Source organism: Nonomuraea sp. NPDC050643, assembly GCF_040654715.1.
In the GTDB taxonomy this organism is placed as follows: domain Bacteria; phylum Actinomycetota; class Actinomycetes; order Streptosporangiales; family Streptosporangiaceae; genus Nonomuraea.
Genome location: NZ_JBFAIM010000084.1, coordinates 1 through 18,694, shown reverse-complemented (window position 1 = coordinate 18,694; position 18,694 = coordinate 1). Strand labels below are relative to the sequence as shown.

The 18,694-nt window shown below is 71.6% G+C and carries 20 protein-coding genes; 12 read left to right on the top strand and 8 right to left on the bottom strand.

The features are described 5' to 3' along the window. Positions 1-3 precede the first annotated feature (3 nt). Together murA and AB0I15_RS57990 are read left to right on the top strand one after the other, a co-directional pair. Entirely contained in the window at positions 4-1,314 is a 1,311-nt protein-coding gene (gene murA, locus AB0I15_RS57995) for a UDP-N-acetylglucosamine 1-carboxyvinyltransferase (RefSeq protein ID WP_358117317.1), read from the top strand. Positions 1,315-1,367: 53 nt separating this feature from the next. After that, positions 1,368-3,950: a transglycosylase domain-containing protein gene (locus AB0I15_RS57990; protein WP_358117314.1), complete on the top strand. Its 2,583-nt coding sequence runs from the start codon at positions 1,368-1,370 to the stop codon at positions 3,948-3,950. Between the two features lie 104 nt (positions 3,951-4,054). Here AB0I15_RS57990 and ybaK read toward each other — a convergent pair whose 3' ends face one another. Both ybaK and AB0I15_RS57980 read right to left on the bottom strand, forming a co-directional pair. Continuing rightward, positions 4,055-4,510: a Cys-tRNA(Pro) deacylase gene (gene ybaK, locus AB0I15_RS57985; protein ID WP_358117400.1), complete on the bottom strand. Its 456-nt coding sequence runs from the start codon at positions 4,508-4,510 to the stop codon at positions 4,055-4,057. A 59-nt stretch (positions 4,511-4,569) separates the two neighbouring features. Next, a complete protein-coding gene (locus AB0I15_RS57980; RefSeq protein ID WP_358117311.1) occupies positions 4,570-5,307 on the bottom strand; it encodes a helix-turn-helix transcriptional regulator in 738 nt (245 codons plus the stop codon). Between the two features lie 54 nt (positions 5,308-5,361). Between AB0I15_RS57980 and AB0I15_RS57975 the strand changes: the two genes are divergently transcribed. Then, entirely contained in the window at positions 5,362-6,483 is a 1,122-nt protein-coding gene (locus AB0I15_RS57975) for an MFS transporter (RefSeq protein ID WP_358117308.1), read from the top strand. A gap of 104 nt (positions 6,484-6,587) precedes the next feature. On the opposite strand, the gene AB0I15_RS57970 is transcribed toward AB0I15_RS57975, so the two are convergent. From AB0I15_RS57970 to AB0I15_RS57955, 4 genes are all read right to left on the bottom strand, one after another. After that, on the bottom strand, positions 6,588-7,148 hold the full coding sequence (locus tag AB0I15_RS57970; protein WP_358117305.1) for a dihydrofolate reductase family protein: 561 nt from the start codon (positions 7,146-7,148) through the stop codon (positions 6,588-6,590). Positions 7,149-7,297: 149 nt separating this feature from the next. Further along, a complete protein-coding gene (locus tag AB0I15_RS57965) occupies positions 7,298-8,953 on the bottom strand; it encodes a trypsin-like peptidase domain-containing protein (RefSeq protein ID WP_358117302.1) in 1,656 nt (551 codons plus the stop codon). A gap of 86 nt (positions 8,954-9,039) precedes the next feature. Continuing rightward, a complete protein-coding gene (gene ligD / locus AB0I15_RS57960; RefSeq protein WP_358117299.1) occupies positions 9,040-10,050 on the bottom strand; it encodes a non-homologous end-joining DNA ligase in 1,011 nt (336 codons plus the stop codon). 48 nt (positions 10,051-10,098) lie between these two features. Next, a complete protein-coding gene (locus AB0I15_RS57955; RefSeq protein ID WP_358117296.1) occupies positions 10,099-10,293 on the bottom strand; it encodes a hypothetical protein in 195 nt (64 codons plus the stop codon). Positions 10,294-10,700: 407 nt separating this feature from the next. Between AB0I15_RS57955 and hisD the strand changes: the two genes are divergently transcribed. From hisD to hisF, 9 genes are all read left to right on the top strand, one after another. Next, on the top strand, positions 10,701-12,017 hold the full coding sequence (gene hisD / locus AB0I15_RS57950; RefSeq protein ID WP_358117294.1) for a histidinol dehydrogenase: 1,317 nt from the start codon (positions 10,701-10,703) through the stop codon (positions 12,015-12,017). Then, complete coding sequence (locus AB0I15_RS57945) at positions 12,014-13,189, top strand: histidinol-phosphate transaminase (RefSeq protein ID WP_358117291.1); 1,176 nt, start codon at positions 12,014-12,016, stop codon at positions 13,187-13,189. The genes hisD and AB0I15_RS57945 overlap by 4 nt, the downstream gene beginning before the upstream one ends. Next, a complete protein-coding gene (gene hisB / locus AB0I15_RS57940) occupies positions 13,186-13,779 on the top strand; it encodes an imidazoleglycerol-phosphate dehydratase HisB (RefSeq protein ID WP_358117288.1) in 594 nt (197 codons plus the stop codon). Before AB0I15_RS57945 ends, hisB begins: the two co-directional genes overlap by 4 nt. After that, positions 13,776-13,931 carry a hypothetical protein gene (locus tag AB0I15_RS57935; protein WP_358117285.1) on the top strand — a complete coding sequence of 52 codons (156 nt, stop codon included), beginning with the start codon at positions 13,776-13,778 and terminating at the stop codon, positions 13,929-13,931. The genes hisB and AB0I15_RS57935 overlap by 4 nt, the downstream gene beginning before the upstream one ends. Then, on the top strand, positions 13,925-14,563 hold the full coding sequence (gene hisH, locus AB0I15_RS57930) for an imidazole glycerol phosphate synthase subunit HisH (protein WP_358117283.1): 639 nt from the start codon (positions 13,925-13,927) through the stop codon (positions 14,561-14,563). Before AB0I15_RS57935 ends, hisH begins: the two co-directional genes overlap by 7 nt. 83 nt (positions 14,564-14,646) lie before the next feature. Beyond that, entirely contained in the window at positions 14,647-14,976 is a 330-nt protein-coding gene (locus AB0I15_RS57925; protein WP_358117281.1) for a hypothetical protein, read from the top strand. Continuing rightward, positions 14,977-15,699: a bifunctional 1-(5-phosphoribosyl)-5-((5-phosphoribosylamino)methylideneamino)imidazole-4-carboxamide isomerase/phosphoribosylanthranilate isomerase PriA gene (gene priA, locus AB0I15_RS57920; protein WP_358117279.1), complete on the top strand. Its 723-nt coding sequence runs from the start codon at positions 14,977-14,979 to the stop codon at positions 15,697-15,699. Positions 15,700-15,720: 21 nt separating this feature from the next. Beyond that, positions 15,721-16,131, top strand: coding sequence for a Rid family hydrolase (locus AB0I15_RS57915; protein ID WP_358117277.1), 411 nt, complete (start codon positions 15,721-15,723; stop codon positions 16,129-16,131). After that, positions 16,128-16,889 carry an imidazole glycerol phosphate synthase subunit HisF gene (gene hisF / locus AB0I15_RS57910; protein ID WP_358117274.1) on the top strand — a complete coding sequence of 254 codons (762 nt, stop codon included), beginning with the start codon at positions 16,128-16,130 and terminating at the stop codon, positions 16,887-16,889. The genes AB0I15_RS57915 and hisF overlap by 4 nt, the downstream gene beginning before the upstream one ends. Positions 16,890-16,994: 105 nt before the next feature. Here hisF and AB0I15_RS57905 read toward each other — a convergent pair whose 3' ends face one another. Continuing rightward, the gene (locus AB0I15_RS57905) at positions 16,995-18,356 is read right to left on the bottom strand and encodes a glutamine synthetase family protein (protein WP_358117272.1); all 1,362 of its coding nucleotides are present in this window, start codon (positions 18,354-18,356) and stop codon (positions 16,995-16,997) included. 61 nt (positions 18,357-18,417) lie between these two features. Next, positions 18,418-18,579 (bottom strand): hypothetical protein, encoded by a 162-nt coding sequence (locus AB0I15_RS57900; protein WP_170223530.1) that lies wholly within the window; start codon positions 18,577-18,579, stop codon positions 18,418-18,420. Positions 18,580-18,694: the final 115 nt, after the last annotated feature.

The following is an 18,694-nucleotide window of genomic DNA, read 5'->3' as shown; positions in this document are numbered from 1 at the left end:
TTCGTGATTGCAGAAGAGGTCTGGCTTATAGAACCCTCCGGCCCGCTCCGGGGTGACGTCGAAGTGCGCGGTTCGAAGAACGGCGTGTCCAAGCACATGGTCGCGGCCATGCTCGGCACCGGCGAGAGCAGCATCCACAACGCCCCCGACGTGGGTGAGGTGGAGATCACCGCCGCCATGTTGCGGGCCCTTGGCATCAATGTCGAGATCTCCCAGAAGGAGATCAGGATCGAGCAGGGGCCGGAGATCGAGCCGCGGGTGCCCGCCGCGTTCACCGGCCTGAACCGCATCCCCATCCTCATGCTCGGCCCGTTGCTGCACCTGGCGGGGGAGGCGTTCGTGCCGCTGGTCGGCGGCGACCCGATCGGGCGGCGGCCGGTGAACTTCCACGTGGAGGCCCTGCGCGCGATGGGCGCCGAGGTGGAGGTGGGTGACACCGGCATCTTCGCCAAGGCCAAGCGGCTCAACGGGACGCGGATCGAGCTGCCGTACCCGAGCGTGGGCGCCACGGAGACGGTGCTGATGTCGGCGGTGCTGGCCGAGGGCAAGACCGTGCTGAAGAACGCGGCCATGGAGCCTGAGGTGGTGGAGCTGGCGCTGTTCCTGCAGCGGATGGGGGCCAGGATCGAGCTCTCGCCCGACCGCAGGATCGTCATCGAGGGCGTCGAACGCCTGCGCGGCGCCTCCACCTGGCTGATGGGCGACCGCATCGAGGCGTTCTCGTACCTGGCGGCCGGGCTGATCACCCAGGGCGAGGTACGCGTCCACGGCTGCCCGCAGGACCGCCTGGTGACCGCCATCACCACGCTGGCCAGGATGGGCGCCCAGTTCGCCATCAACGACGAGTACCTGTGCGCCACCGCGCCCCCCGAGGGCCTGCGCTCGGCGGCCGTGCAGACCGACACGCACCCCGGGTTCATGACGGACTGGCAGACGCCGCTGATGGTGCTGTTCACGCAGAGCCAGGGCATGTCGGTGCTGCACGAGACGGTCTTCGAGAACCGCCTGGTGTACGTGCCCGCGCTGCAGAAGATGGGCTGCGAGATCGAGGTGTTCGACCAGTGCCTGGGCGGCCCCGCCTGCCGCTACCACGACACCAACGCCCGGCACTCGGCCGTCGTGCGCGGCGTGTCCCGGCTCAAGGGCGCCGACGTGACGCTGCCCGACATCCGCGCCGGTTTCTCGGCGGTGCTGGCGGCGGCGGTGGCCGACGGACCCTCCACACTGCGCGGGGTACATCACATCGAACGCGGCTACCACCGACCTTTCGAGCAGTTCGCCTCACTCGGTCTGAACATCCGCAGGCAACGGTAAAGAGGTTGGAAGCGGGCGTTTGCCACTGATCTGGACGCCGCAGATCATCTGACGTGACCGTACTCAGATCCGCCGGACAGCTCGGGCTGGCGGGGGCGCTCGGCGGGGTGCTGGCGGCCGCACTGGTGGCGCCCGCCGTGAGCGGGGGCGGCCTCGCCGCGATGAACGTCGCGAACACCTTCGTCGACCTGCCGCCCGCCCCGCGCGAGGAGCCACTCGCGCAGGTGACCCGGTTGCTGGACAAGGACGGCCGGCAGTTCGCCCAGTTCTACGAGGCCAACAGGACGGCCGTCCCGCTCTCCGCCGTGGCGCAGGTGATGCGCAGGGCCATCGTGGCGATCGAGGACGCCCGCTTCTACGAGCACGGCGGCCTCGACGTCAGGGGGACGCTCCGGGCCCTGCTCACCAACACCCAGGCGGGCGGCATCCGGCAGGGCGGTTCGTCCCTGACCCAGCAGCTCGTCAAGAACATCCTGGTGGAGAGCGCCCGCAGCGAGGCCGAGCGCGACCGGGCCCGCGCCCCCAACCTGGCCAGGAAGATCACCGAGCTGCGGTACGCGCTGGCGCTGGAGAAGAAGTACCGCAAGGACCAGATCCTCGAGCGGTATCTGAACATCGCCTACTTCGGCGCCGGCGCGCACGGAGTGGAGGCGGCCGCCAGGCGGTTCTTCTCCACCTCGGCCTCCCGGCTGACGCTGACGCAGGCGGCCACGCTGGCGGGGGCGGTGCGGATGCCGTACTCGACCGATCCCTCGCTCGGCCGCGAGCACCAGGCGCGGCTGCGGGAGCGGCGCGACCTCGTGCTCGACCGCATGGCCGGGCTCAAGCTGATCTCCCAGCAGGAGGCGGCGAGCGCCAAGGCCGCGCCGCTGGGCATCAGGCTGCGGCCCGAGCCCGGCGGGTGCGCGCAGAGCGAGTTCCCCTTCTACTGCCTGTACGTGCAGCAGGAGCTCCTGTCGAACCCCGTCTTCGGCAACACCGCCGGCGAGCGCCGGGCCAGGATGGCCAGGGGCGGCCTGGTGATCAGGACGAGCCTCGACCCGCTCGCGCAGCGCGCCGCCGACCGGGCCATCCAGCGGTACGTCGCGCCCGAGGACACCGAGGTCGCGGCCGAGGCCATGGTGGAGCCCCGGACCGGGCGGATCAAGGCGATGGCGGCCAGCAAACGGTTCGGCCGCAACCCCGGCAACCGCAAGAACGGCGCCAAGACCACCTTCAACCTGCCCGCCGACGTGGCGCACGGCGGCGGGCAGGGTTTCCAGGCCGGGTCGACGTTCAAGGTGTTCACCCTGGCCACCGCGCTGCAGCAGGGCTGGCGCTTCGGCGACGGCTTCAAGACGCCGGGCGAGCTGGTGCCGGAGCAGGGTTACCGCGACTGCAGGGGACGCTCGGTCAACGACCCCGGCACGCGCGTGCTCAACGCCAGCGGCGAGGGCTCCGGCGGGCCGCACAGCATCGAGACCGGCACCTGGAAGTCGGTGAACATCTTCTACATGATGCTGGAGCGCAAGGTCGGGCTCTGCAACGTGGTCCGCACGGCCAAGGCGCTCGGCGTCACCAGGGCCGACGGCGGGCCGCTGCGGGAGGTGCCGACGTTCACGCTCGGGGTCAACGAGATGGACCCGGTGACGGTGGCGGCGTCGTTCGCGACATTCGCGGCCAGGGGGCTGTACTGCCGGCCGCTGGCCATCGTGGAGATCACGGGCAGGGACGGACGGCGTACGCACGTGCCGCCCGCGTGCGAGCAGGTCATCGAACGGCCGGTCGCGGACGCGGTCAACCACGTGCTGAGCGGCGTCTTCGACAAGGGCACCATGCGCGGGCAGAGCATCGACCGGCCCGCGGCGGGCAAGACGGGCACCAACAACGGCTACACCTCGGCCTGGTTCGCCGGGTACACGCCCGCGCTGGCGGCGGCGGTGAGCGTGGGGGACATCCGGGGCTCCTACCGGTTCCCGCTGCAGGGGGTGCGGATCGGGGAGCGGTACTACGGGTCGGTGCAGGGGGCGTCGCTGCCGGGGCCGATCTGGGTGGACTCGATGCGGCCGGCGCTGCGGCGTACGGAGCCGCGCGGCTTCCCGGGGCCCGACATGGCGCGGTTCGGCGGCGGGCACACGCCGGGGCTGGAGGAGGCGCTCGCGGAGGAGGAGCGGAAGAAGAAGCGCGGCGACCACCCGTTCGGCCGGCGGCATCGGCGGCTGTTCGGCTGGCTGCTGGGGCAGGACCCGGCCACGCCGTCGCTCGAGGTGCCCCAGGGCCGCGTCGTGTCAGGGCCGCGCGACGGCCGTACGAGCGAGCCGACCGCCGGCCCCGTCACCGCGCCGCACGAAGGGCAGGCGGTCGCGCCCCGCGAAGGGCAGGCGGTCGCGCCCCGCGAGAGTCAGGCGGTCGCGCCGCGCGAAGCGCACGTGGGCGGGTACGACGGCGGTCGCCTGGCCGGGGCGCGGGACGGCCGGGTGAGCGAGCCTCGCGACGGCCAGGTGGCCGGGGTGCGCGGCGGGCCTGACGCGGAGACGGGTGACAACCGCGGCAGGCGGGTCGCGGAAGGGCCTGCCGGGGACGGCGAACGACCCGTTGGCCCGCGCGGGCGCGGCGCGGAACCCGGCGACGCGCAGGGCGGGCCGCCTCACCGGTGATGACCGGGGCGGCGCTGCCCGTCGCGGGCCGCTCGCTCCCAGGTCGGACCGGCTTTCCGGAGAGGACCTGTGCCGAAGCACGAAGCGTAGGAGCGCCCGGGAGGTTATCCGGCCTTGCCGATGGGCGCGGTGACGGCCCTGGTGATCGTGATGAGGTTGTCGGGAGCGGTCTCGATCTGCAGCCCGCGCTTCCCGGCCGAGAAGTAGATCGTCTCGAAGTCGAGGGCCGAGGAGTCGACCACGGTCGGCAACTGCTTGCGCTGGCCCAGCGGGCTGATGCCGCCGACCACGTACCCCGTCACCCGCTCCACCTTCGCGGCGTCGGCCATCGCCGCCCGCTTGCTGCTGAGCGCACTGGCCAGGGCCTTGAGGTCGAGCTTGCCCGCCACCGGCACCACCGCCACCGCGAGCCCGCTCTCGACCTCCGCCACCAGCGTCTTGAAGATCCGCTCGTACGGCACGCCGAGCGCGTCCGCGGCCTCCTCGCCGTACGCCTGCGCCGAGGCGTCATGCTCGTACGGGTGGAGCGTGAACTCGGCCTTCGCCTTGGTCAGCGCCATGGTGGCCGGGGTGCCGCCCTTGCCCTTCGATTTGCTCACGGGACCCGATTGTAGCGAATCTACAATGTAAAGGCCCGGCCGGGGGTGTACCCGAACGCCCGCCTGAACACGTCGATGAACGCACTCGCCGAGGCCCACCCGCAGCGGTGCGCCACCGTGGTCACAGGGATGCCGTCGGCCAGCAGGAGCAGGGCATGATGCAGCCGGAGCTGCGTACGCCACTGAGGAAAGCTCATGCCGAGCTCGCTCCGGCACAGGCGGGCCAGGGTGCGGTCGCTGGTGCCCACCCGGGCGGCCAGACGCGCGAGGGTGCTGCCGTCGGCCGGGTCGCCGTGCAGGATGGCGCAGACGGCGGCGAGCCGGGGGTCGCGGGCGGTGGGCAGGTGCAGCGGCTGCTCGGGGGCGTGCCGGAGCTGGTCGAGCAGGACGGCGAGCAGCCGGGCCCGCTCGTCGCCCCGGCTCGCGCCCGGCTCGGTGTAGGCGATGACCAGTTCGCGGAGCAGGGGGGCGACGGCGAGGACGGCCGGGCGGCGCAGGCCGAGCGGGTTGTCGGTCAGGCCGACCAGCCGCAGGTCGGTGTCGCCGTGGGCACGGTGCTCGTGCACGGTTCGCGCCGGGATCCAGAGCGCCCGGTTGGCGGGGGCCACCCAGGTGCCCGCGTCGGTGGTGACGGACACGACGCCGCGGCAGGCGTACACGATCTGGTGGGTGTCGTGGCGGTGAGCGTCGATGCCGGCGCCGGACGCCAGCGGGCGCCGGCCGGTCGGCGCTTCGGGCAGGTGGCGGATTCCCGTCATGAGTTGGCATTTTATCGGAAGCGGGCCAGCCGTCCCCGGGGCGAGGATCGAGGGGTGAACAGGATCCCCATGCTCGCCGCCGGTCACGCCACCGTGGACTTCTACCAGGGCGCGGTCCCCGCCCTCGTGCCGTTCCTGGTGGCCGGGCGCGGCTACGGGTACGTCGCCGTCTCGGGCATCGTGCTGGCCGCCACGCTGCTGTCGTCGATCGTGCAGCCGCTCTTCGGGGTGCTGACCGACAAGTGGCGGATGCCGTGGCTGATCCCGTTGAGCATGATCTTGTCCGGGGCGGGGGTGGCGTTCGGCGGTGTGACGGACTCCTATGTGCTGACCTGGCTGGCCGTGGCGTTGTCAGGGCTGGGTGTGGCCGCCTACCATCCGGAGTCCGCCCGGCTGGCCAGGATCGCGAGTGAGGGCAGTCACGTGCGGATGAGCTGGTTCTCGCTGGGCGGGACGCTGGGGTTCGCCTCGGCGCCGGTGCTGGTGACGCCGCTGCTGTCGATCTGGGGGCTGGGGGCCTCGCCGCTCCTCGTGGTGCCGGCGGTGCTGGGGGCGGTGGTGACGCTGCCGGCGATCAGGGCGCTGGCCGGGGGAGAGCGGGCGGCGGGCGCCGCCGCGCCGTCGCCGGGCCGGGACGACTGGCCGTCGTTCACCAGGCTGACGCTGGTGATCGTGTTCCGTTCCGTGGTGTACGTCGGGCTGAGCGCTTTCGTGGCCCTGTACATGGGGGGTGGGGCGGCGGGCGCGGTGGTGTTGTTCGTGCTGTTCGCGGGTGGGGCGGTGGGCACGGTGCTGGGCGGCCGGCTGGCGGCGCGATGGGGCCGGGTGCGGACGATGCGCCTGTCGTACGCGCTGGCGATCCCCGCGGTCGCGGGCGTGGTGCTGGCGCCGAGTCCGCTCGCGTACGTGTTCGTCGCCGCCTCCTCGATCGCCCTGTACGCCCCCTTCTCCCTGCACGTCACGCTCGGCCAGGACTTCCTGCCGACCAGGGTGGGCACGGCCAGCGGGGTCACCCTGGGGCTGGCGGTGAGCGTGGGCGGCCTGGCCAGCCCGCTGGTGGGCGCGGTCGCGGAGGCAGCCTCGCTCAGGACGGCGCTGGCCTGCCTGATCGCGTTCCCGATCCTGGCGTGGTTCCTGGCGCGCACCCTGAAGGAACCCGTCCCGGCCCCCGCCTGACCACGGGCCGGGACGCCGCCCCTGCGGCGGCCCCCGTCCCGGCCGGCTCCGAAGAGGCCCTGCTTCCTGGAGGCCCTGCGCTCCGGCCGGGGACGCCGCGGTTCCTACGCTTCCGCAACGGGGTGGAAGCGCACGTCGACCTCGGCGAAGGGTTGTGCGCCGTGGGCGTGTCGCAGCCGGATCGGCCGGCCGCCGGGGTTGTCGAAGAGCCGGATGCCGTCACCGAGCAGGATGGGTGCGATGTGCAGATCGATCTCGTCGATCAGGCCGCGTTCGAGCAGTTGGCGGCCGATCGTCGGGGAGAGGACCTCGAGGTTCTTGCCGCCGGCGGCCTCCAGGCCGATGCGTACCGCCTCGGCCACGTCGCAGTTCAGGAACGTGACGCCGTCGGCGGGCGTGGCGTCTTCGGGGTGGTGGGTGAGGACGAAGATCGGGCCGTTCCAGTCCTCGCTGTAGGGCCGGGCGCCCGGGTCGCGGTCCCAGCCGTTCCGCCCGCCCAGGATCGCGCCGGTGGTCTCCATGTACTCCTCTTCCACGCCGTCGCGGCCGGTGACTCCGGTCAGCCAGTCCATGGTGTGGTTCGGGCCCGCCACGAACCCGTCCAGCGACATGCTGAAGTGAAGGAGAACCTTGCCGGTGGCCTTCTGCGGTTCGATGTCGAACATCTGGAGCTCCTTCGCTCGTCGTGCCGGTGCGACAGCACCCGCTGCGCAGACAGACCAGATGGACGCCCCGAACTCATCGTCGTATCCCGGACCGTTCGACGAGCAGTTCCACATGCGGCGTCAGGTGAGCAACCCGGTGAGCCGTGCCGCTAGCGCCGGACCGGCAGGCGCAGGACGGCGGTGTTGTCGCGCTGGGCCGGGTCCAGGCGGGTGGAGGTGACGTGGGCGACGAACGGCAGCGAGCGTCGCGCGTCCTTGGCCACGCCCACCCGGGCCGTGATCCGGACGGGCCTGCCGGGGTGGACGGCGGCGATCGTGCAGCCGACCTTCCTGTTCGCGCGCTCGCAGGAGGCGCCGCTGGTCGCCCGCAGGCTGGTGCCGGTCGGCAGGTCGAGGGAGAAGGGCACCTGGGCGGCGGCCATCAGGCCGCGCATGGTGACGGTGGCCGTGACGGTCGTGGTGCCGCCGCGCCGGACCGGTTGCGCGGCCAGCTTGACCGACAGCGCGTCGTAGACGCCGTTCGGGTCCGCCTGCTGCACGATCGCCCCGTAGCCTTCGAGGTTGAGCGCGTTGGCGACGGAGTTGCCGTCGGCCTCGCCGTCCTCCTTGCCCGCCGACAGCACACCGACCAGGTCGCCGGTGCCTTTGAGGATCCACGGCCCGCCGCTGTGCCCCTTGAACAGGTGGCAGTTGTACGTCTCCATCCGCCCCGTCCTGACCGCCGGCGCCGCGGCGCCGGCGGCGAGCATGGTGTCGCCGTCGGGGATCCCCCGGCTCTCCCGGGTGTGGCCGACGCACCAGAGCTGGTCCCTGCCGTCGTACGGCTCCCTGCCGAGCAGGCCCGGGTAGCCGGTGGTGGCGATGGTGTGCCTGCCGCCCTGGTTGAGCATCGGGGTGAAGGCGCCGACGGAGTCCTGGAGGCTGCGCTTGCGCCCGCCCACCTCGATGAGGGCGATGTCGTAGATGGAGTTCCAGTCGCCACCGATCAGCCCGGTGTACTTGTCGGGCTTCCACGCCCGCCGCCCGCCCCACCGCCCGTACGGCTCGCGCTGCGCCACGTCGGCGGCCCGGCCGTCATAGGCGGGGACGAAGGCGAAGCTGGTGTGCCACTGGCCGGTGGAGGCGCCGTCGGGGACGCCGTACACGCAGTGGGCAGCGGTGACGACGAGCAGCTTGGACGCCGAGCGGATGACGGAGGCGCTGCAGGAGTCGCCGTCCCCGGCGGCGTTGACGAAGAACAGGCGGCCGCTGATGCGGCTGTGGGGTGCGCCGGTGTACGGGCGGGGGACGCGGGCGTACCCGTTGGCGTCACCGCCGGGGGTGAGCCGTTTGGCCGAGGGCACGGTGCGTGGCGCGGAGGCCCCGGTCCCGGCCTTGGGGATCGCGCCCGTGCGTGGCCCGCTCTCCGGCAGGTCCGCGGCCTTGGCCTTGGCCTGCTTGCCGGCGGTCCAGTATCGGACGGCCCGCGCGGGCCGCATCACGGGCGACGCCGCGGCGCCCCAGGAAAGGGCCGGGGCGGCGGCCGCCGGCCGCCCGGCCGCCGTGGCGACGGCGGAGGTCCTGGGCGCGGTGGAGGCCGCAGCGGCGGTGGAGGCCGCAGGTTGCGTGGAGGTCGCGGGCCTCGCGGCGGAGGCGGGGGACGAAGGAACCGCAGAGGTCGCTCGAACCGCGGATGTCGTGGATGTCGTGGATGTCGCGGGGGCCGCGGCGGTCGCCGGGGTCGCGGGTGCCTGGTCGGCGGTGGCCGGCAGGGCGAGCGTGACCCCGGCCAGCGTGGTCAGCGTGGTGACCAGAGTCTTCTGCACAGTTTCCCCCGAGCGGCTCGATGACCTCGCGATCACTCTAAGTCGCCATAAGAGGACCAAGTGTAGTTTGGCGTCGCGTGTCGCGATCAGCCCGCCACCGCGTTGCCGGTGTGCCCGGACGGCGGAATCTCGGTCGTGCCGGCCTCGCTCGGGTCGCGATCGGGCCGCAGCCCCCGCCAGGACGGATGCCGCAGCCGCCCGTCGCCGGTGACCTCGGCGTACTGGACCTCCCCGACCACGCGGGGCTCCGCCCAGTGCGCGTCGCGGGCGTGCTCACGCGGCACCGCCTCGTCGAAGGGCGGGTCGGGCCGTTCCAGGGGCTCCAGGAGTTCCTGGAGGTCGCGCAACATGGCCTGGGTGAAGCCGGTGCCGACGTGGCCGACGTACCGCAGCCGCCCGTGCGGATCGTACGCGCCGATCAGCAGGGACCCGATCATCCCCGAACGCCGCCCGCCCCCGGGCTTCCATCCGCCGATCACGACCTCGACCGCGCTGACGTTCTTCACCTTCGTCCACTCGGAGCTGCGCCTGCCCGGCCGGTACGGCGAGCTCATCCGCTTGCACACGACCCCTTCGAGCCCGAGCTTCTGGGAGGATTCGAGCGCCCGCGTGGCGTGGTCGGCGAACCACACCGGCACCTGCCACCGGTATCCGGGCGTGAGCGTGCCCTCCAGCAGTTGCCTGCGCTCGGTGTACGGCCGCGCGACCACGCCGGCGTCGCCGAGGTGGAGAAGGTCGAACGCCATGAACGTCACCGGCACCGCCTTGACCAGTTCGGCCACCGCCGCCGGACTGCGCTGGTGCATCCGGGGCTGGAGCGCCTCGAAGCTGGGCCGCCCGGCCTCGTCGAAGGCCACCACCTCGCCGTCGATCACCGCCGCGCGCCCGCCGGTGGCGCCGGCCATGAGCTGCAGTTCGGGGTAGGCGATGGTGATGTCCTTGCCGTTGCGCGACATCAGCCGGACGGCGCCGTCCTCAATGTAGGCGAGCGCGCGCACGCCGTCCCATTTCATCTCCACAGCCCAGTCGGGGCCCTGGACGGAGGTCAGGGTGCCGAGCTGGGCGAGCATCGGCGCGTAGGCCGGCAGCCGCACCATGGTGCATGCCGTACCCCGTCCGGCTGATCGACAGTGGCGGTCCGGGGTCTACAGATGGTCAAGAGGCGTGTCTTCTACGAGTTCGCCCAGGTCTACACCGTGTTGGCCCAGTTCGGAGACGGTGGCGCAGTAGCCGCGCAGATAGGTCCTGCCGTTGACCCGATGGGAGACGCGCAGGAGCGGACGATCATCCAAGATGATCGCCTCGACCAGGATGCCGTCGGGCCCGCGCCAATGTCCCATGCCAGCCAGTGTATGTACCCGGACATAATGGACACGTAATACTGTTCGTCGCCGACCTCTTCCGCGCGACACGCACCAGAGGTAAAAACTACTTAACGTCACTTTGGGATTGCTCAAGGTTTTTCTTGGCGTACGCGTTAGCGGGCGCCAGCCCAGGGCAGAGAAAAACGCTGGCGAGCTTTCCTCAGTCGTGGCCGTGCCCCCGTGACGGCCACGACGCCGCCCCGGCAGGCCCGGTCCGGGGTGTCGACGGTCGCGGGGCGCTGCGTCGGCGAGCGCCCGCCCCGCGGCCGTCGGGCTTTCCTGGGCGCGACGGGTCCGGATGGGGAGCACAGGCCGCGCTCTCGACGGCTGTCCGGATGGTGGACAGAACCCGATTCAGCTTGTGGACTCCGTAGACTGTCAGGGTGATTTCCCGTATTGACATGCGCGGTTCTCTGCCCGAGAACCTGCGCGACGTGCTGCCCCGCGCCGAGCTCGACGTCGAGGCCGCCCTGGAGAAGGTGCGGCCCATCTGCGACGACGTGCGCCATCGCGGGGCGGTCGCCGTACGGGAGCTGACCGCCAAGTTCGACGGCGTGGAGATCGCCTCCGCCCGCGTCCCCGCCGAGGCCCTCGACAGGGCGCTGGCCGAGCTCGACCCCAAGGTCAGGGCCGCGCTGGAGGAGTCGATCAGGCGGGCCCGGCTGGTCCACCGCGACCAGCGGCGCGGCGACGTGACCACGCAGGTCGTGCCCGGCGGCACCGTGACCGAGCGGTGGGTGCCGGTCGATCGCGTCGGCCTCTACGTGCCGGGCGGCCGGGCGGTCTATCCGTCCAGCGTGGTGATGAACGTCGTCCCGGCCCAGGAGGCCGGCGTCGGCTCGCTGGCCGTGGCCAGCCCGGCGCAGAAGGATTTCGGCGGTCTGCCGCACCCCACGATCCTGGCCGCGTGCGCGCTGCTCGGCGTCGACGAGGTCTACTCGGTGGGCGGGGCGCAGGCGGTGGCCATGTTCGCCTACGGCACCGAAGAGTGCCCGGCGGCCACGATGGTGACCGGTCCCGGCAGCATCTGGGTGGCGGCGGCCAAACGGCTGCTCAAGGGCCGCATCGGCATCGACTCCGAGGCGGGCCCGACCGAGATCGCCATCCTGGCCGACGAGACGGCCGACCCGGTCCACGTCGCCGCCGACCTGATCAGCCAGGCCGAGCACGACACGATCGCCGCCGCCGTGCTGGTCACCACCAGCGCCGAGCTGGCCGACGCCGTGGAGAAGGAGCTGCCGGGCCAGGTGTCGGCGACCAGGCACTCCGAGCGCATCGGCGAGGCGCTGAGCGGCAGGCAGTCGGGCATCGTGCTGGTGAGCTCTATCGACGACGGCCTCAAGGTCGTCGACGCCTACGCCGCCGAGCACCTGGAGATCCACACCGCCGACGCGGCGGCCGTGGCCGCGCGGGTCCGCAACGCCGGGGCCGTTTTCGTGGGCACCTACGCGCCGGTCTCGCTCGGCGACTACCTCGCCGGCTCCAACCACGTGCTGCCCACAGGCGGCTGCGCCTGCCACTCCAGCGGCTTGTCGGTGCAGTCGTTCCTGCGCGGCATCCACGTCGTCGACTACACCCGCGAGGCGCTCGCGGGCGCGGCGGCCCATGTGTCGGTCCTGGCCGACGCCGAAGACCTGCCCGCACACGGCGCCGCGATCCGGGCCCGTTTCGACTGGCGAGTGCCCACGGAGACCGAGTGAACCTGGACGACGCGAATCTGGACGACGCGAATCTGGACGGCACGGATCTGGACGGCACGGATCGGGACGATGTGAACCTGGACGACGCGAATCGGGCCGACGTGAGCCTCGACGACCTGCCCATCCGCGACGACCTGAGGGGTAAGTCGCCGTACGGCGCGCCCCAGATCGACGTCCCGGTCCGGCTCAACACCAACGAGAACCCCTACCCGCCCTCGCCCGAGCTGGTGGCAGACCTGGCCAGGGCGATCGGGGAGCAGGCGGGCGAGCTCAACCGCTACCCCGACAGGGACGCCGTGGCCCTGCGCGCCGACCTGGCCGCCTACCTCGGCCACGGCCTGGCGACCGAGCAGGTGTGGGCCGCCAACGGCTCCAACGAGGTGCTCCAGCAGATCCTGCAGGCGTTCGGCGGCCACGGCCGCACCGCCATGGGGTTCGAGCCGTCCTACTCCATGCACCCGATCATCACCAGCGGCACCAACACCGAGTGGGTCAGGGCGACCCGGGAAGACGACTTCTCCATCGACCCCGGCAAGGCGACCGCGGCGATCGAGGAGCACCGCCCTGACATCGTCTTCCTCACCTCGCCGAACAACCCCACCGGCACCGCGCAGCCGCTGGAGACGATCGAGGCGGTGCTGGCCTCGGCGCCCGGCATGGTGGTCGTGGACGAGGCCTACGCCGAGTTCGCCCGTGAGGGCACGGCCTCGGCGCTGACCCTGCTGCCCGCGCACCCGAGGCTCATCGTCACCCGGACGATGTCGAAGGCGTTCGCCATGGCCGGCACCCGGCTGGGCTACCTGGCCGCGCACCCGGCCGTGGTGGAGGCGCTGCTGCTGGTGCGGCTGCCGTACCACCTGTCGACGCTCACCCAGACCGCGGCGCGTGTGGCGCTGCGGCACCGCGCCGAGTTGCTGGGCACGGTCGACGCGCTGCGGCGCGAGCGGGACGGCACGGTCGCGTGGCTGCGCTCCAAGGGCCTGTCCGTGGCCGACTCCGACGCCAATTTCGTGCTGTTCGGGCGATTCCCGGACCGGCGCAAGGCGTGGGAGGGGATGCTGGAGCGCGGGGTGCTCATCCGCGAGGTGGGCCCGCCAGAATGGCTGCGTGTGTCGATCGGCACCGGCGAGGAGATGGCGGCCTTCCGTGCCGCCCTGGAAGGAGTCCTGTGAGTCGCGTAGGCCGCGTCGAGCGTGTCACGAAGGAGACCTCGGTCCTGGTGGAGGTCGGTCTCGACGGCACCGGCCGGGTGGAGGTGGCCACCGGGGTCGGCTTCTACGACCACATGCTGGCCCAGCTCGGCAAGCACGGGCTGTTCGACCTGACGGTCAAGACCGAGGGCGACCTGCACATCGACTCGCACCACACGATCGAGGACACCGCGCTCGCGCTGGGGGCGGCCTTCCGTGAGGCGCTGGGCGACAAGTCGGGCATCAGGCGGTTCGGCAGTGCGTCGTGCCCGCTGGACGAGTCGCTCGCCCAGGTCACCGTCGACCTGTCCGGCCGCCCCTACCTCGTGCACACCGAGCCCGAGGGCATGGCGCCGATGATCGGCCCGGAATACGACACGACGATGACCCGGCACATCCTGGAGTCGTTCGTCGCGCAGGCCGCGATCTGCCTGCACGTCCACGTGCCGTACGGGCGCAACGCCCACCACATCGTGGAGTCCCAGTTCAAGGCGCTGGCCAGGGCGCTGCGCGAGGCGTCGGAGCTCGACCCCCGCGCCACGGGGGTGCCCAGCACCAAGGGCGTCCTATGACCGACAACCTCCTCGCCGTCGTGATGGTGTTCATCGGGTTGTTCCTGATCGGTGGCGTGTTCTCCCTGGCCAAGCAGGGATTGAAGATCGGTGCGGCCATCTGCGGGCTCGGCGCGGCGATGGCGATCACGGCGGGGGTGTTGTGGTGGTGAGCCAGAAGAACATCGTGGTGCTCGACTACGGGTCGGGCAACCTGCGCTCGGCCGAGCGGGCGCTGGCCCGCGCCGGTGCCGAGGTGACGGTGACGCCCGACTTCGAGGCGGCGCTGGAGTGCGACGGGCTCGTGGTGCCGGGTGTGGGCGCGTTCGAGGCGTGTATGCAGGGGCTCAAGGGCGTCCGCGGCGAGCAGATCATCGGCCGGCGCCTGTCGGGCGGCCGTCCGGTGCTGGGGATCTGCGTCGGCATGCAGATCCTGTTCGCCCGGGGCGTCGAGCACGGCGTCGAGACCGAGGGCTGCGGCGAGTGGCCGGGCACGGTCGAGCGGCTTGACGCGCCGGTGCTGCCCCACATGGGCTGGAACACGGTCAAGGCGCCCGAGGGCAGCGTGCTCTTCGAGGGGCTCGACGCGGCCACCCGCTTCTACTTCGTGCACTCCTACGGGGTGCGCGAGTGGGAGCTGCGCACCGGCGACGGCTTCGCGGAGCCGGTCGTCACCTGGGCCGAGCACGGCGTGCCGTTCGTGGCCGCGGTGGAGAACGGCCCGCTCATGGCCACCCAGTTCCACCCCGAGAAGTCCGGCGACGCCGGTGCCGCGCTACTGCGGAACTGGCTCCACACGCTATGAGCAGGGCGCTGTGCGCAAGATGTGCAGGGCGCTGGATGTGCGGGGCGTCATGAGTAGGGCGTTATGAGTAGGGGCGGGGCGTCATGAGCAAGGAGCGCGCCCGGCGCAGGGCGGAGCGGGAGGCCGAGCGGGCGCGGGCGATCCGCGCCAACGAGAAGCGGCAGGCGCGCCGGTCGCGCCGCCGTGCCCTCCTCACCCGTGCGCTCCCGCGTCCCGTGCGGTTCTACCGGCAGGGCGGCCTGCTCGCCCGCCGCCACCGCGTCCAGAACGTGGTGGTGGCGCTCGGCTTCCTGCTGGTGCAGGCGCTCGTCTGGCTGGTGTGGGGCTCGTTCCCGCTCAGCTTCGGCGTGCTGATCCTGTCCTTGCTGCTCGCACCCGTTGTCGTGACACTGGCTTTCGACCGGAGGATCTGAATGTCGCTCGTATTGCTGCCCGCCGTGGACGTCGCCGACGGCCAGGCCGTACGCCTGGTGCAGGGCGAGGCCGGGACCGAGACCGGCTACGGCGAGCCCCTGGCCGCCGCGCTGGCCTGGCAGGAGGCGGGCGCCGAGTGGATCCATCTGGTCGACCTCGACGCCGCGTTCGGCCGGGGCGGCAACCGCTCCCTGATCGCCGACGTGATCGGCCGGCTCGACGTGAACGTGGAGCTGTCCGGCGGCATCCGCGACGACGACTCCCTGTCGGCCGCGCTGGCCACCGGCTGCCGCCGGGTCAACATCGGCACCGCCGCCCTGGAGAACCCCGAGTGGTGCCGCAAGATCATCGCCGAGCACGGTGACAAGATCGCGGTCGGGCTCGACGTGCGCGGCACCACGCTGGCCGCCCGCGGCTGGACCGAGGACGCGGGCGACCTGTGGGAGGTCCTCGACCGGCTCGAGTCCGACGGCTGCCCCCGCTACGTGGTCACCGACGTGACCAAGGACGGCATGCTCCAGGGCCCGAACCTCGACCTCTACCGGCGCATCTGCGCCCGTACCGACCGGCCCGTGGTGGCCAGCGGCGGGGTTTCCAGCCTCGATGACCTGGTCGCACTCGCTTCTCTCGTACCGGTCGGAGTGGAGGGCGCCATCGTGGGCAGGGCCCTGTACGCTCACGCGTTCACACTGGAAAACGCGCTGGCCGCGGTACGCGTGTAGCTCTTGCCGGGAGGGGGCGAGATGAGCGTCAGCAGCATCGGTATGGAAAGCACCGGTTACCGAGTGTTTTCGGGCGGCATCTGGGAGGAGAAGTACGGCTACGCCCGCGCGGTCGTCGCGGGTGAGCGCGTGATCGTGTCCGGCTGCACGGCCACGGTCGACGGAGAGGTACGCCACGTCGGCGACGCCTACAAGCAGAGCCTGACCGCCATCGACATCGCTCTGGAGGCCGTCCTGATGGGCGGCCTGACCAAGGAGGATGTCATCATGGTCCGCTATTACGTGGTGGAGCACCGCCACTTCGACCTGGTCGGCCGGGCCATCCACGACGTCTTCTACAAGGTACGCCCCGCCTGCACAGGGGTGCGGGTGGCCGGACTCGTCGACCCGCGCATGCTGGTCGAGATCGAAATAGAGGCACTGCGAGCATGACCGTAGCGGTAAGAGTGATCCCCTGTCTCGACGTGGACGCCGGGCGTGTGGTGAAGGGCGTCAACTTCGAGAACCTGCGCGACGCGGGTGACCCCGTCGAGCTGGCCAGGCGCTACGACCAGGAGGGCGCCGACGAGCTGACCTTTCTGGACATCACGGCGTCGTCCGGCGAGCGCGAGACCATGCTCGACGTGGTGCGCAGGACCGCCGAGCAGGTGTTCATCCCGCTCACCGTCGGCGGTGGGGTTCGCTCGGTCGACGACGTCAACCGGCTGCTGCGGGCGGGCGCCGACAAGGTGTCGCTCAACACGGCCGCCATCGCCCGGCCCGAGCTGCTCACGGAGGCGTCCAGGCGGTTCGGCGCGCAGTGCGTCGTGCTGTCGGTGGACGCCCGCCGGGCCCCCGGCACGCCGAGCGGCTTCGAGGTGACCACCCACGGCGGCCGGCGTGGCACCGGCATCGACGCCGTGGAGTGGGCGGCTCGCGGTGAGGAGCTGGGCGTGGGCGAGATCCTGCTCAACTCGATGGATGGCGACGGGACGCTCGACGGCTACGACCTGGAGATGCTGCGGGCGGTCAGGTCCGCCGTGCGTGTGCCGGTGATCGCCAGTGGTGGCGCGGGCAGGCTGGAGGACTTCCCTCCGGCGGTCGCGGCGGGCGCCGACGCCGTGCTGGCGGCGAGCGTGTTCCACTTCGGCACGCTGAAGATCAGCGAGGTCAAGGACACCCTGCGGATGGCGGGCCACCCGGTCCGCTAGCCGTCCGCCGGAGCGCCGCGACAGCGCGGCGCTCCCCGGTGGATCCTCTTCCCGTCGGACGTCAGCGTCGGAATCGAACGTCAGCGTCGAGCGCCAGCAGCGGGGTCAGAACACCCGCAGGTGCTGGAACAGCTCGTAGGAGACGTCCTTGGCGGCGAACGCGGCCGCCTCTGACCGTTTGACGGCGAGATACGCGCTGCGCCGCAGCGGCCCGAGCGCCTCCATGAGCACCTCGTCGGCCTCCAGCGCGTCCAGCGCCTCGTCGAGCGAGGCGGGCAGGCGGGCGTATTGGCCGGGCCGGGTGTCCGGGTCGACGTCCACGGCGGCGCCGGGGTCGAGCTTGCGCCGGATGCCGTCGAGGCCCGCGTGGATGACGGCGCCGAGCGACAGGTAGGGGTTGGCCGAGGAGTCGGAGGGCTTCAGCTCCAGGTTCGGCTCGCCGGTGTCGCCGAGCGGGGAGCAGACGCGTACGGCGGCCTCGCGGTTGTCGGGGCCGTACACGGCGTAGGCGCTCGCCCACGTGCGGGGCGCCAGGCGGCGGAAGCTGTTGACGCTGCCACAGGTCAGTGCCGTCAGGGCGGGCAGGTGGGCGAGCAGGCCGCCGATGAAGCCGTCGCGTATCTCGCCTTCCTCGGCGAAGGCGTTGTGGGTGTCGTTCCACAGTGACAGGTGCAGGTGGGCGCCGTTGCCGGCCTGGTCGGCCAGCGGCTTGGGGGCGAGGCTGGCCCACATCTGCATGCGCATGGCCACGCCGCGCACGGTCTCGCGGTAGAGGATGTGGTTGTCGGCGGCGCGCAGGGCGGGCGCGTGGCGTACGGACAGCTCCTGCTGGCCCGGGCCGAGCTCCGGGTGATAGTGCTCGACGCGCAGGCCCTGCGTCTCCAGGGCGCGGATCAGCTTGAGCGTGTAGTCGTGCGCCGTGTCGAAGCCCATGCCGGCGTAGCACAGCGAGTCGTCGAGCGGCACCAGCCGGTCGGGGCCGCCCGCCGGGTCGGGCAGGCGGCGCCCGAGGGTGAACTCGGGCTCGAACGCGGCCATCATCGTGTAGCCCTCGGTGCCGAGCTCGGCGATGGCGTCCTTGAGGAACGTGCGAGCACACGCGCCCCACGGCGTGCCATCCGCTTGACGCAGATCCGACAGCATCGCGGCCGCGCCCGGAGCGTGAGGCAACGGGACGAAGGTGGCGGGGTCGGGGACGATGCGTACTTCGCCCACCGGACCCATGTGCTCGACTTCCTGGAGCTGGTCGAGCATGTTCATCGCCATCATGGCCACCGTGTGCCCGATGCCCGTGTTGAGCCGTTCGGCCAACCGTGACCGGGATGCCGCCTTGCCACGAATCACGCCACCGTGGTCGGCGTAAAGGAACCGGATCAGCTCGATGCCCTCGAGCTCGGCCCGCTCGAGGATGCGCCGCGCGTGGGGATCGAGCTGATTGATCTTGGTGCCGCTGGGGCGATCTCTCATCCTGCCTGCGTAACACGATCCGGCAGCGCTTGGAAGCACCTGACGCAGACAGAACCGTAGGCTAAGTCAGAACTCTGGAGAAGAATGTAGCCAACTGGTTGGCTCCCTGAAGTATTCCGTCGAACACACCATTCACCGCGTCGGCGGCTTGGGCCGGCCGGGTGAACAGGTAGAAGACCACGAACGCGACAGCCACGTAGGTGATCACCTTCTTGACCTGCATGGGGGGCCTCCTGCAGTCCATTCCCAGCCGTATATACCCGGATCTGGGCGATCACTAGGCATCTTGGTAAAGATGTACATGATCCTAACCGGGGGGCTTCTTTCCTAAGCCATCG